Origin of the sequence: Endozoicomonas sp., from assembly GCF_051008435.1 — a bacterium.
Taxonomy (GTDB): Bacteria; Pseudomonadota; Gammaproteobacteria; order Pseudomonadales; family Endozoicomonadaceae; genus Endozoicomonas_A.
Genome location: NZ_JBPCXO010000100.1, coordinates 1 through 13,748 on the forward strand (window position 1 = coordinate 1; position 13,748 = coordinate 13,748).

15 protein-coding genes and 1 pseudogene are annotated in these 13,748 nt (G+C 44.7%); all 16 read right to left on the reverse strand.

Annotated elements, in window-relative coordinates; all coding sequences use genetic code 11:
* Window positions 1-565: pseudogene (locus tag ACR2PX_RS04430) on the reverse strand (hypothetical protein); the annotation flags it as partial.
* Window positions 566-664: 99 nt separating this feature from the next.
* Window positions 665-1,474 carry a hypothetical protein gene (locus tag ACR2PX_RS04435; protein ID WP_433998157.1) on the reverse strand — a complete coding sequence of 270 codons (810 nt, stop codon included), beginning with the start codon at window positions 1,472-1,474 and terminating at the stop codon, window positions 665-667.
* Window positions 1,475-1,499: 25 nt separating this feature from the next.
* The gene (locus ACR2PX_RS04440) at window positions 1,500-2,396 is read right to left on the reverse strand and encodes a transglutaminase-like domain-containing protein (protein WP_433998158.1); all 897 of its coding nucleotides are present in this window, start codon (window positions 2,394-2,396) and stop codon (window positions 1,500-1,502) included.
* Window positions 2,396-3,223: a hypothetical protein gene (locus ACR2PX_RS04445; RefSeq protein ID WP_433998159.1), complete on the reverse strand. Its 828-nt coding sequence runs from the start codon at window positions 3,221-3,223 to the stop codon at window positions 2,396-2,398. The genes ACR2PX_RS04440 and ACR2PX_RS04445 overlap by 1 nt, the downstream gene beginning before the upstream one ends.
* A gap of 91 nt (window positions 3,224-3,314) precedes the next feature.
* Window positions 3,315-3,836 (reverse strand): type II secretion system protein GspM, encoded by a 522-nt coding sequence (gene gspM, locus ACR2PX_RS04450; protein WP_433998160.1) that lies wholly within the window; start codon window positions 3,834-3,836, stop codon window positions 3,315-3,317.
* The gene (gene gspL / locus ACR2PX_RS04455; protein ID WP_433998161.1) at window positions 3,833-5,167 is read right to left on the reverse strand and encodes a type II secretion system protein GspL; all 1,335 of its coding nucleotides are present in this window, start codon (window positions 5,165-5,167) and stop codon (window positions 3,833-3,835) included. The genes gspM and gspL overlap by 4 nt, the downstream gene beginning before the upstream one ends.
* A 2-nt stretch (window positions 5,168-5,169) precedes the next feature.
* Window positions 5,170-6,147, reverse strand: coding sequence for a type II secretion system minor pseudopilin GspK (gene gspK / locus ACR2PX_RS04460; protein ID WP_433998162.1), 978 nt, complete (start codon window positions 6,145-6,147; stop codon window positions 5,170-5,172).
* Window positions 6,147-6,782: a type II secretion system minor pseudopilin GspJ gene (gspJ, locus tag ACR2PX_RS04465; RefSeq protein WP_433998163.1), complete on the reverse strand. Its 636-nt coding sequence runs from the start codon at window positions 6,780-6,782 to the stop codon at window positions 6,147-6,149. Before gspJ ends, gspK begins: the two co-directional genes overlap by 1 nt.
* Window positions 6,779-7,174, reverse strand: coding sequence for a type II secretion system minor pseudopilin GspI (gene gspI / locus ACR2PX_RS04470; RefSeq protein WP_433998164.1), 396 nt, complete (start codon window positions 7,172-7,174; stop codon window positions 6,779-6,781). Before gspI ends, gspJ begins: the two co-directional genes overlap by 4 nt.
* On the reverse strand, window positions 7,155-7,655 hold the full coding sequence (gene gspH / locus ACR2PX_RS04475) for a type II secretion system minor pseudopilin GspH (protein WP_433998165.1): 501 nt from the start codon (window positions 7,653-7,655) through the stop codon (window positions 7,155-7,157). The genes gspI and gspH overlap by 20 nt, the downstream gene beginning before the upstream one ends.
* 24 nt (window positions 7,656-7,679) lie before the next feature.
* The gene (gspF, locus tag ACR2PX_RS04480; protein WP_433998166.1) at window positions 7,680-8,909 is read right to left on the reverse strand and encodes a type II secretion system inner membrane protein GspF; all 1,230 of its coding nucleotides are present in this window, start codon (window positions 8,907-8,909) and stop codon (window positions 7,680-7,682) included.
* Between the two features lie 2 nt (window positions 8,910-8,911).
* Window positions 8,912-10,420: a type II secretion system ATPase GspE gene (gspE, locus tag ACR2PX_RS04485; protein WP_433998167.1), complete on the reverse strand. Its 1,509-nt coding sequence runs from the start codon at window positions 10,418-10,420 to the stop codon at window positions 8,912-8,914.
* A 119-nt stretch (window positions 10,421-10,539) separates the two neighbouring features.
* The gene (gspG, locus tag ACR2PX_RS04490) at window positions 10,540-10,977 is read right to left on the reverse strand and encodes a type II secretion system major pseudopilin GspG (RefSeq protein WP_433998168.1); all 438 of its coding nucleotides are present in this window, start codon (window positions 10,975-10,977) and stop codon (window positions 10,540-10,542) included.
* A gap of 122 nt (window positions 10,978-11,099) precedes the next feature.
* Entirely contained in the window at window positions 11,100-11,690 is a 591-nt protein-coding gene (locus tag ACR2PX_RS04495; RefSeq protein ID WP_433998169.1) for a hypothetical protein, read from the reverse strand.
* 73 nt (window positions 11,691-11,763) lie between these two features.
* Window positions 11,764-12,594 carry a hypothetical protein gene (locus ACR2PX_RS04500; RefSeq protein ID WP_433998170.1) on the reverse strand — a complete coding sequence of 277 codons (831 nt, stop codon included), beginning with the start codon at window positions 12,592-12,594 and terminating at the stop codon, window positions 11,764-11,766.
* Window positions 12,545-13,198 carry an AAA family ATPase gene (locus tag ACR2PX_RS04505; RefSeq protein WP_433998171.1) on the reverse strand — a complete coding sequence of 218 codons (654 nt, stop codon included), beginning with the start codon at window positions 13,196-13,198 and terminating at the stop codon, window positions 12,545-12,547. Before ACR2PX_RS04505 ends, ACR2PX_RS04500 begins: the two co-directional genes overlap by 50 nt.
* Window positions 13,199-13,748: the final 550 nt, after the last annotated feature.

Here is a 13,748-nt window from a genome sequence, read left to right on the forward strand (position 1 = left end):
CAACTAAAGGGTGTGAGTTGTATATATACAGTCCATTCCAAAACCCATCGACAATTTCACTGTTGCTGATCGTAATATTGGCTCGATCCAGATACACACTTTCATTCTGGCGCCCTGAATACTGACTACCACCAAAACGAATTCTGGAATGCTCCAGTTTCGTGAAATTATCAACTACCGAATCGCCAAAGTAGACTCTATACCAATCCCCAGGCTGACCAACAGAAGGCCCATCACCATTCGTATCCCCACCAATATCATCCCGATAACTGGTGAAAATAATATTATTCTCTTCAGTACCTGTAGCATCCAGAACACCATTAACATTCAATGCCTGGCCAGAATTAAATTTAACTATGGCTCCTGGCTCTACTGTGAGGGTAATTCCGGAAGGCACGGTAATCGTAGAGGTGACTTTATGGATAGCATCAGCTTTCCACACAGTGTCTGCGCTCAGTGTTCCTCCATGGGTTTCTACTTCCATGGCCACTACTGGCATTGCCAGAAGAGTACCTACTGCTGCAATCGCCCACTGCTTTATGGATTGAATCCCTGCCACACTCATGCTGCGTCCCTGATAACCTGAATTATTATTTTTGTATAACGTTCAAACATGGGTAAGAAGACGGATACATCCTGCCCATGCGTAAAAAATTTATTGAAATTAAGGCTGATGGACTACTTCAACGCCCATGCCTGTCAATTGAGGAGTTTGCCCGGATCTAACCAGCTCTGATGTATCTTTAATCCAGTTGAATGGCAGGAAATAACCATCAATAGTTGGATAAAACTCATCATTCTCTAAAACCAGAACGTAGCTAAGACGATTTGCTTCACATATATTTTCAGAAGAACAGGCTATACCAGACACAAGCACAGACTTTCGACCCAGTAAACTCAACTGATCGTGTAATGCAGATAGCCTGACAAGGCCAGCATTTGATTTGAATGAATCCAGCTCAAACTCTGGCAAGTCATCCAGATGCTCTTGAAGGCTGGAAACCAGATCATTATCAGAAGGTAACTTGTCTTCCAATGTCAGAAGATTTATCTCGCTAACTTCTTCAGCTTGAAAGGAAGCATTGGGATAAAAGGGTTCCAGAGGCTCATTCAACCAACTTTCATAGCTGAAAGACTCATAATAATCCCGGTCAAATTGCACAGAATATTGAAGCAGCCTTTTCTCACCACGTAACATGGGTTTAAGATTGATGCGCCCCTGGGTTTCACGAGTTTGATCTTGCTGTAAAAACAATTCACCTTGAGACTCGACTTTTATCGAGTGCTGTTCAAAGGCAGTAGCTGGCAGGCTGACAAAAACAGCAGCCTGATCAAGATCTGCTGGAACTGGATTGGAAACCAGCAAGTTCACACTGTAACTGCCTTCATAACTGACATTGGGTTCAGAGCTTTCCTGACCACACCCCGCCAGAAAAGCACTCAAAGCTACACCCGATACAACCCTGTACAACATCACCACTTTCTCCAAATCCTTTCGTTTAAATCAGTCTAATTCTTAGCTGCTCATGAGGAGAGATAAAACGCTCACTGAAGCGAGCATCCTGCTCATCCCCCTGGCCAGACAGTATCCTGAACACAATATACTGGTCCTGCTTTTCTGCCAGGATCTGATTCTGAGCATCCAGTATCTGCCAACCCTGGCCATCATAAAATTCTGTCCAGTTATGGTAATCACTGGAGGACAGTAAAGCGGAACCCTCTTCAACAACAAAACCTGCTACTGCTCTTGCAGGCACGTTATTTACACGAAATACCGCCGTTGCCAGACTCATATATTCAGTGCAGTCACCGCGTTTTTCTCTGTAAGCGTAAAGAGCTCCAAGGTTTTCCCTGACATAACCTGAATATTCTATATGGTTGCCAACTGTCGTTTTTATAGTTGTCGCTAATTCTAATGGTGATTTTTCAGAAAAACCTAATGCAAACTGCCTAATTTCTGGGCTATCTGTTTCAATAAAGGGCTCTGAACCAAGAAACTCAATATTCCTACTATCAGACTGCGGCTGTATTTCATCCGACATAGCTAAAGAAACAGTAACAGTCACCGTTTTTCGACCACCGGGTGCCATTGCAGGCAATTTCAGGTTAAGAGTCTGATTCCCTAAATGATCTTTTTCCACTTCAAATTCAGCACCTGAGACAGTGACTCCATCAACCTTCTGAAACGAAGTCTGCAAGACTGGCGCATAGGCCCAAATAGAACCGCCACGAAAAACTTCAACTGAAGTATTTTGAATTTCAAAGCTGTAGCGAAGCGTTTTTTTCAAAGGATAATGCGGAGTAGTCAGCTCATCATCAGAAGCTTTTTTAAATATTGCCAGCAAGACTGCCACACCAAATATAAGAAACAGTGCCGATAAAGCTGCTTTTTTCATCAGTTACATCTCTTTCTGCTCAAGTCCATTTTTTTCGACAACTCAATCAGCAACCTTTGATCCATCACTGAAACAATGTCATCAATCCTTCCATCCATAAGATAAATACCAGCAAGATCAGTTCCAGAGATACGAGCCAGTAATGAATCTGAAAAACGTTCATCAGTATCAATCAGAACAATGGGTCTGAGCCCATCAAAACTATTCATTGCTTGCAGGCTTGCCATCTCCTGCCAGAAAGTGTCAGAAGAGCTCACCTGAAAAATAGAACTCGAATAGGCTGCCAGTTCATCAGGAATTACCTGGTCCACCAGCACAAGAATGGGATCAGCATTCATCAACTCTTTCAAAATCACGGCAGGCTGAGTAATTTTAATGCGCTCAGAGACCCTGATTGAAGGTTTTCTGTAGAGAGGAAGAGAACCTTCCTGTAACACAGAAACAGTAAATCCGTTTTGCCTCATCAGACGACATAACCTGATCTCTTCACTTCGTTCTATCCCCTGTCCAAATATCAGGAGATTATCACTTTTGAGAGAGCTCTTTATCGGCAGAATGCTTCCAGATATCGATAATACAGACTCCCGCAAGTCTTCTGACTTAACCGCCGAATCAAGAGAAACCAGTTGATAATCACTCAGTTGAATATCGTCAACGGACAGAAAACAATCAGCGTAATCGGGCCTTTCCTCAACGAAAAGACACATTTTTTCTGACGGTTTCTTATTAAAATCATCAAGACTGGAGGCGGATAGCGATAAAGAAAAGATTGAGCTTAAAACAGTTACCCCGAGCGTGGAGCAGAAATAACTAAAACCCTGCTTCATAATACATCCCTGACTTATACGACATTTTTATTATTAATAAGCCTCGGATCATACTTTATAGCAGATCTTTTTTCATACTCTGTATGAATAATCACACACTGATAAACAGATAAGCTTTCACCAGCCCCTGATTATCCGTTTGATTGATCTGAAGCTGATCAATCATCAGTTCCTGACCCTGCTCAAGCTCCAAAATCCACTGAATAAGATTCTGATAGGGAGCCTTATCAATCCATACCCTTAACCCTTTTTCATCTGGCCTCATTCTGGACACTGATATAGCAGACTCTCTTGCTGCCTCTGAGACTTGAGCCGATAAAGACCCGGAATCCACTTCACGCACTCGAACCGTTGCTTGATGACTTGAACGCGAAATATTACCTCTAACCCACGTAAGTACCTCTTTCTGCTCGTAATAGTCCAGAGCCCTGTCGTTACTCCACCCCCTTATGGGCGCCCAGATAACAAAATAGAGAATAAACAGCGCAAAAAAACCTGTCAGCAATAGCAATGCCCGCTGATCTTTTTCAGACAATAGCTGATACTTCTTGAGCCCAGTTTGAAATAAATCTATGGAAGTAACCCTGCCAAGGACGAAACTGACTAATTTCATATCGTAATAACCACCCTTGCCCTGACCTCTTCCTCTATCTTATCTGCGCTCTCCATTCGCGCATTAAACCCTTCCTCTTTAAGGGACGATAAGAACTTATTCATTCCAGCTAATGCATCAGAACGCATTTCCATGGTCAATCGTCCCGAGACCCTGTTGTAATCAAATCCAATGGTTTTAAGCCCAGGCTCACTTAATCCACCAATCGTTGACGAAACCTGATGCAGCAGTTCTACCAGAGGCAATGTGTCTGCACCCTGATCAGGAGCTTTTAAGCGACTCTCTAAACGACTGCGGATATTAACCCCTCCCCAACTGGACTCACTGGCTCGAACCACCTGTTTGTCATTAGGGAAAACGCCTAGATAATAAGCTGCACTCTTCTGCCAGAAGTCTCCTGCCTTCGTGCCATAAACAAAGCCACCCAGCGACATAATGCCTATATGAGCCACATAAACCAGAAAAAGCATCAGCAGATAAGGCTTCCAGCGTGAGGCAAGGGTTCGCTTGCGACCTTCTGGAAAATAAGGCCCTGTTAGTAGATCAAGAACTTCTGCTGAACGTGACTTATATGACCCTATCAAAAAGTCAGTGGCCTCAATCTCCAGATCTGTATTTTGTACACTCCAGCCTGCCTGCTCAAGTTGTGCAGATATCGACAATAGTGAGGGAGTTACTGGCAAGTCACCTGAAACGTTATATATTTTGATTGCTAAAGACTCTCCCTCTTCATTTCTGAGAGAAGCTTCTTTTAACCAGTCAACAATAACAAGTTCCAATGTCTCACAACCCACTGAAATAACAGGTCTCCCAGGCATGGCAGCCCAAGCTTGATCTGAGGAGAAATACAGACTGATGCTTTCATTAGAAGACGGAATCAATTGAGATTCAGGCACTATATGATCAGGAGACAAGTCAACATCATGCAAAACTTCCAGAAGGTCACGCATTTGAGAATGAGTGATAGCAGCTACTGTTAGCAACCCTTCCCCATACTGCTCAACACTGGCCAGATGAAGATCAGCAATATCATCCGCTTTATCTTCTTCAACCAGATAGGGCAGAGCCCTGTCGAGATGCCTAATCTGACTTTTAGTGACAGAAATTTGCTGGTGACTGACCATCGTGTCTGGAAGAAAGACTACAACTTTACATCCCTCCTTCTTGGTTTTCGTCAACTCAGACAGATGCCCGCTTAAATGAACCAGAAGTTCGTTTCCCTTCACAGGTGGCACATCGTCTTCTGCTGAAATATACCGCCAAGAAACCTCTGTATTCTCACTTATTCCAACAGTCTGATCAGGTAGACGAATCAGTAGACAAGACTCCATATTTACACCTCTTCGTCCTTTAACTTCCAATCAGGATTGAGCCCCACTTCCCTTTCCAAAACAGATACCTTGCCATCAGGACTACGATAGAGAAGGCTCTGCAGGTAATAGTCTGTATCCCGATATTGAGCATGGGCATACACTAAAAAATAATGAGAGTTAAAAGCCATAGGAAAAGCTTTTTGTGCACCCAACTTATTTTTTAAACCAGTGAGTACATGAAGGTCCTCCATACTGGCCAGCCGTTGATCCGCTCTCAAATTAATTAAACCCAAAACGTCTTCTTCGGTTAAATTATCACTCAGTGCCAGCAACACTTCTTCCGGAGCAGTGTTAAGGTTCACACTATTGTTGACCGGCAATGCCGTGAAATAAGGCAGAAGCTTCAGATAAACTTCATGACTGACCCCATCGATCAGCCTCAGCTCTGATACCGACGCAAACTCTGTGTCTGCCGCTCTGTAGGCAGGTGCAGCCATCAGGTAAGTATTATCTTCTGCCCCCTGAGCTAATGGCTCCTGATTGTCATCCAGCCAGTCTTCCATAGCCATTACCAGATCCTGCTTCTGCTCAAGATTTCTGAGCAACCTCTTGATAACCTCTGCATACTGCCGTCGTTTATTTTCATCCAGAAGCAAGCCATTCAAATTAAGCTTACTACTGGCATCAATAACATTAATGGATAGCGCTCCCTGCTCTACCTCATACGCCACCTGTTTAATATTCCAGACTTCTGACTCATTATCAGACAGGTCACCCTGCTCATTATCGCTTTTGGCATCTTCTTCAAGTAGAAAAGCAGCATACTGTTCTGCTCCCAAAGCATATTGCTTTGCCTGCACCCTTTCCAGATAACTGGTATTTTGACTGGTATGGAGCCAGAGGTCTGACAACATTCTGGATGACATGACTGTAATCACTGCAAAAATCATCAGAACATAGAGCAGAGCAACGCCTTTTTGTCTTCTCATTAACGTCATCAGCCAGAATGCTCCTCTGGCCACTCACCCGGCGAAGACAAAGGCGTCAAAACCTGACTTTCTCCAAACTGACTACTGATCAGTGTCAACTCAACAGCCACTGGTAATCGTTGCCAGCGAACCATCGGCTGTTCCGATTTATCTTCAGGCTTCCAGCTTTCAACCCATCGTTCCTGACGATTCAGCAGACGCACTTTGACGGATTCAACACCAGAAAACATAACCTGTCGCAGAGGCTCGCTAACCTGAGAACGATCCAGTACTGACCAGAAATAACGTACCAGTTGCTGCCCTTCCAGCGCATAAGCCACCCTCTGCAACCGACTTCTTTGCTCATAGACCGGATTCTTCCATCCAGAGCGGGTAAACTCGATCAGTCGTGCAGAAGAACCAGGCACCATAACGGCCGCTTTAGAATCACCGTATTCATCACGAACCGGCCTTGCCGTGATCTGCAACAAGTCCTGCTCCAGCATCACCATAGACCGCTGCAACTGGGCCAGACTTTGCAATGAAGAACCGGTGCTCTCATAAGCCATATTCACTGACGAAAACAACTTGAAAGCCGCCGTACTGATCAAAGAGAACAACAGAACAGCAATCATTAATTCCAGCAGTGTAAATCCTCTGCTCATCCAGCCACTCCCCGATAATACGTTGAAAGCTGGTAAACCGGCGTCGTATCACTTGCCGGTTCTTCCTGACCCAAATACACTTTTACTGTTATTTTACTGAAGCCATCTCGACCCGCCTGCACAGCAGATGACTGTATTCGCCAGGTTCGCCCTGCATATTGCCTGACGCCGTTATAGAGCCTGTTTTCATCAGAACTCTGGGAAGCATGCACCTTATTCAGATAAAAATCAGCGACCTGTGCTGCCAGCACCTTGTCCTGTATATAGCGAGTCTGTCGAACAGCATTACCATCGGTTAGCATCAGCATTGATGCAGCCGTGGCAAAGATAGCCAAAGCGACCATCACTTCGATCAGCGTAAATCCCTTTACTTTACATCTGCTCTGTAACATCTGAAAAACCGTCCGTGCCCAAGGTCACCACCTTCCCCTGACGATGCTTCAACTGAAGCCTGAAAGGTGTAATCTGTCTGTCCGAAAACACAACAATCTCCGGATAAACTTCGTCTTCATTCTGATCAGGTAACAACCAGCCTTTTTTGCCGGGTTGCAACTCCATAGCCATGCTGTCTGTCAGTAAGTAGGGTTGAAAGGGAGACTCATCCAACACCCGCCACTGTCTGCTACCCTCCAACACCCACCACTGATATTGACCTTCTCTGCCCAGAGAAAAACCATACTCCCTGTTTTCAATCAGTGCTCGATCACGGATCTGGGCAAACAGCGCCTGCAAACGCGCAGATTGATCGCTGACTGGTGAACCTGAAATCACACCACTACTTAAGGTAACCGCTCCGAGTAACACACCTATGATCAAGATGACCACCAGCAATTCAACCAGCGTAAATCCCTTTAACTTCCTGTCGTCACTCACAAACCAACCTCTACTAAAACCCCTTCAGGCCAGTAACTGATTCATATTGAGAATCGGCAGCAATATAGCCATAACAATCATCATGACCACGCCCCCCATCACAACCAGCATGAGAGGCTCAAACAGGCCCAGTACGATCGCAGTCCTGCTGTCCAGCTCCATCTGCTGACTCTGTGCAGTCCTCTCCAGCATGGTATCCAACTCGCCTGTAGATTCACCGCTATTAATCATGTGCAACATCAATGGTGGAAAATGGCCCGTACTCTTCAGAGCTTTATACAAACTACTGCCTTCACTGACTGATTGCGCAACACCATCTACCGATTGTCGTATGGCAAGATTACTGACCACCTGACTTGCTATCACCAACGCATCCACAAGAGGCACGCCACTGCGAGTAAGAATACTGAGTGTACTGGCAAAACGGGCGGAACTTAGTGTTTTGCTGTAACGCCCCACAACCGGCAGTTTTAGCAGATATTTATCAAAACGAAGTCGTATAGCTGGTTTTTGAAGTACTTTTCTGATCAGAAATAGTGACAGAGCGACTGCACCCAGCATTACCGACCAGTAACTCTGAAAAATCTCACTGGCTGATACGAGCAATCTCGTGATCGCTGGGAGCTCCTGACCGGTATCCATAAACACCTTGATGATGTCCGGTACCACAAATCCCATCAGGAAACTGACAATAGTCAGAGAAGCCAGAATCAGCACCATTGGGTATATCAGCGCTTGGCGAGCCTTCTGGATTGAGCTCATACGGTTTTCGGTGTAATCAGCTAACTGGCTCAACACTCTGTCAAGAAAGCCAGACTTTTCCCCAGCGGCCACCGTTGCCCTATACATTTCAGGAAAAGCTCCTGGAAAAGCTTCCAGACTCCTGGCAAGGGTATATCCCTCCAACACTCTGGATCGCACCGCCATTAATCGAGTTTTCAGAAATTTCTTTTCCTGCTGCTCAGCCACTGCCAACAGGGCTTCTTCCACGGGCATTGAAGCCTGGATCAATGTAGCCAACTGGCGGGTCAATGTGGCCAGATCAAGAGCAGACATCCCCCGCTGTAAAGATAAACCGGACAAGAAACCCTGATCACTCCGACCGGGGGTGGGAGAAGTCACCGGATCAACGGACAACGGCGTCCAGCCCTGCTCTCTCAGTTGTTGTCTGACCTGGCGACTACTGTCCGCTTCACGGGTTCCCTTTTCCTGGCGACCATTGCGGTCCAATGCAATAAATTCATACGCTGCCATGATCAGTCTTCCCTGGTAACCCTTAACACCTCTTCCAAGGTAGTCTCACCCGCAACCACCTTTCTGAACCCATCACTTTGCAAACCCGGTGAGAAGCGACGTACATAATCAGTAATCACTTGCTCTCCTGCATTAGAATGGATCAGTCGGCGAACCTCTTCATCAACCTGGACGACCTCATAAATACCAGTACGCCCACGGTAGCCTGTAAAATTACATTGATCACAGCCTTTCGCTTTGAAAATTTTCTTTTTAGCACTGTATCGATCACCCAGTCTTTCCAATTCCTCACTGGTGACTAAATGCTCTTCACGACAGTGTATACACAGCTTTCTCACCAACCTCTGGGATACCACTCCCAGTAAACTGGATGACAACAGGAATGGTTCGACCCCCATATCCTGAAGGCGGGTAAGGGCTCCCACTGCGGTATTGGTATGCAACGTTGAAAGCACAAGATGGCCGGTAAGACTGGCCTGAACGCTGATTTCTACAGTTTCAGCATCCCTGATTTCTCCCACCATCACCACGTCCGGATCCTGTCGCAGAATAGCCCTAAGCCCCCTGGCAAAGGTCATATCGACCTTGCTGTTGACCTGTGTCTGACCAATACCCTCCAGGTTGTATTCAATTGGATCTTCAATCGTGAGGATATTTCGCTGGGTTTCGTTCAGTCTGGACAAACTGGCGTATAGGGAAGTGGTTTTACCTGAACCAGTGGGCCCGGTCACCAGAAGAATGCCATGAGGTCTGGCAAGCAGCTGCTCAATAGTGGCAAGATTCTGATCTGACATACCAAGATGGGTCAGGTCCAGTCGGCCAGCCGCTTTGTCAAGTAATCGAAGTACGACCCTTTCACCATTACTGGATGGTAGTGTGGACACACGGACATCCACCTCCTTACCCGCCACTTTCAGGGATATACGACCATCCTGAGGAATTCTTTTCTCAGCAATGTCGAGTCTGGACATCACTTTGATTCGTGATACCAGCAGGGAAGACAACCCTCGCTGCAGGCGCAGAACTTCTTTTAGCAGACCATCTATACGAATTCTGACTACCAGATAGTTTTCAAAAGACTCTACATGGATATCGGATGCATTCTCTTTGACAGCTTCTGTTAACAAGGCATTGATCAAACGAATAATAGGCGCATCGTCACTCTGTTCAAGCAGATCTTCTGTAGCCGGGATCGCTTCTGCAAGATCAGTCAGGTCCAGGTGGTCGCCGATGCCTGCTGCATCCTGCAATACTTCAGAACTGTCGCCATGATAAGTAGAAGCTAACACTTCCTTGAACTGCTCCTCAGTCACCCGCTTAAAACGGATATCTGAACAGGCAAATCTTCTGACTTCAGACAACACTTCCAGAGAAGGAATACCCTGAAAGCAAACAACAGGTTCCTCGTTTTCGACAATCAGCAACAACCCATGCTTTTTGGCGAACAGGAACGGCAATCGCCGTATTACTGGCAATGACTCGGTTACATACGCTTTGGCTGTGGTATCCATACCGCTGGCTCCCGCCTTATGGATAAACAAGAAATCTTAAAAGTTTGTTCTTCAAAGTCGTCCTTAGTCATTAACCTTTAACCCTGAAGGATCACTAACAGAGTGAACGACATAAAACGTTAACTGCCTTCTACCCAGTTAGTGATATCTCTGGCCAACTCATCCCCACCTTCACGACCGTCAGAACCCATGGAATAAAGATCAAAACGACCATGATTGCCTGGTTGAAGATAGATGTAGTCATTACCCCAGGGATCCTGAGGTGTTTTTTTCAAATAACCTTCCTGATTCCAGTTTTTGGCTTCGGGCGTAAGACTTGGGCGCGATGAAAGCGCCTCTAACCCTTGATCAGTGGTTGGGTAAAAACCATTATCCAATCGAAAAAGTTCCAGAGCCTGAGCAATGGTTTCAATATCTGAACTAGCTACAGTAACTTTGGCCTGATCCGGCCGGCTGAGAATTTTTGGTGCTACCATGGCCGCCAATACGCCCAGAATGACAACGACTACCATGATTTCAATCAGCGTAAATCCCTTTTGACGGGTACTGCTTTTCATAACGCTCCCTGCTCTTTCTTATTTTTATCTTTTCTGGTCAGATTACAATCTGACATCAAAGTGTGTACACACGACACAAGAATCATATTCAAGACACCAGAAAAAATCCACCTTCAAGACACTTAGTCCAGACGGACTGCCACCGACTCAACCCAAAGCAATTCGCAGGCCCCTTTACCTGTATCATCCCGACTCAATGAGCTTTTCCATTGCCATCCTCCCTGCCCACTGACTTCTACCAACCGACCTTTAAGCGTCACTACCTGCCCAACCCGCAAGGACGACAACAAATCTTTAATTTCAGGACTGGAAGGAATCATATGCATATTGGCACTACTGGTTTCAATTTGCTCTCGTGGAATCGGGAACTGCTGAACACGCCAATAATAAAACCGGTTTCGTTGGCTTATATCAACCAGATCCAGGACACTGGAGTCCGACATACTGCCCCACCCCAGAGCAAGATCCATTGGGGAAAGGTCAGCCTCTCTCCCTGCGTAATAATATTCCGTTCCCAGAACTCTGGCCTGAACCTTGAAATCAGCAAGAGGTTGAACCTGATAATCTTTATAACTGAACACTTCAGAATCACTGAGCTGTGTTTGAATCGGATCATCAGGCGCAAGAACTCCAGGCCCATGAGGTACTGGACGCTCACTCCACCAATTCCAGAGACCATAAATCACGCAAACTGCCAGAACAACTCGTAACATATTGATTATTTTTATTATTTAAAGAAGTCTAAATTAACCTTTAGCTTGGCCGGATACAAAGCAATTGTTATCACTAAGAAAATATCCCCTCCCCGAGATCAATTATTTCGTCAAAGTAATCCTCTTCCAAAATGCTCTCTGCGACAGTATTGGCATGTATAAGGACAGGATGAAAAGAAATACCTCTTACCTTTGGCAACCTGGCAATTTTATCGTTTACATCATTTATAACAGAGTGGGCAACCTCTCCTGAATGCAGCTTACATACGCAAACGTATACTCTGTTTCTGACATGTATCAACAAGTCCACCTGACAGCCCTGACGTCTTGCTGTTGCTGTCTGAACATAGGGTCCAGCAAAAGTTACATCCCTTACCTTTATATGCAGCCTGTCGAGTATAAAAGCAATGTTATTGTACGCCAGGTTTTCGAACTGCAACCCCAGCAATGATGACAGATGTTTTGGGGAAGAGCTCTGTGGTAGCCCCTGATTCTTGATTTTAGATATAGCTCTGAAATAGAAAACCGTGTAGTTATCAGTTATTCTCAAGACATACTTCTTACCTACCTTTCTGGTTGATATATCCCAAGTATTCTGTCGCTTGATAAAACCAACCTCTTCAAGGACTTCAATCGCCTTCGTATAGCGACCTGAATAAGTTAAACCCATTTTATCTGCCAGTTCTCGTGCAGTTAACAGCTGTCTTGACTGACCAATGGTTTTGAGAATATTTCGATAAAATTTATTCTCTCTGGAGAACAGGTCATAAAACATTTTCTCAAATTCGTCGTATAAAAAACCATTTTCTTCAAAAGCCAATTTAGATAGGTTGACCTCAGCAGCCCTCGTAAGATCAAGTTCCTCCAGATATCTTGGCACCGCACCTAAAGCACTTAGAAGCACTTAGCATTTTGACCAGATCAATAGTGGGAGTTTTCCTGATTCTTGAACCAAAAAACTCTGGTAATTCATTGAGTGCCAATTCTTTGAGCGTGATGGCAACTGAAACACGCCCAACAAAACCTTTGTTCATCAGGATATTCTCTTCAATCCATGAGGACAAAGAGCCTGACAAAATGATCATAAATTCTTTCTTTTGAGTAAACTGGTTTTCCCAGAGTTCAAAAAAAACGGATACAAACCCAGGAGATCTGGTGGCAAGCCAGTTGACTTCATCAATGGCTAAAATCGTTTTTTTCTCATTACACAAGTCACTGATAAAGGCAAACAGCTCCCTCCACGATGAATGAGGAGGCATATAGGTTAACTCGAACTGGGATTTTACCTGCTCAGCGTACTGCCTCCGCTCTTCAGCATCAGTAACCTTTGCATCAGGCGGGGATGATGTCAGGTATCGTAATGTTATATTCTTACCAAAATTTGGCAGCTCTTTAATCAACCGGGTCTTACCAATTCGTCTTCGACCACGGATAACATTGAGTGTCCCCTTCCTTCGACTAAAGCTATCAAGTAGTTGTTTTATCTCTTTTTTTCTTCCCGCAAACATATTCGGCAACCTCAACGAAATATACACAAAAATCACATAATCATTATTTATGTATAGATATAATAAAATAACAGATATACCTAAAATAGGTTATTGTCTTTTTTATGTATAGTAATTATGGGGATATTTTGAGCTCGATAGGCAAGAACTTGAGATGAGGTAGAATTTGGAGAAGAATTTAAGGAAGAATTAAGGTAAAGGAATTTAAGGACACCCATATAAAATTTCATCTCTTCTGAATACAGCTAGAAAGACCTCTGACCTCAGGTCTATATAATCTGAAAAACATAAGATAAGGTGATTGCCAGGACAAGGCAGAAGAAGAGACAGGCTAAATCGCTACTCACAGATCGAGATATATAAATAGCCCCAAAAAAGACTTACAGTCAGCATTCATTCATAGGATATAAACGACTACAAGAGAACAACCCCTGCACCCACTTTTGTCCCATCTCACGAGCGTAGCTCTTCATTGACTCCAACCTGCCGACTGCTCGATAGAAGCGATTATTCCAACTCATGGTTTTCAGCCATTCGGCAGAATCAATCT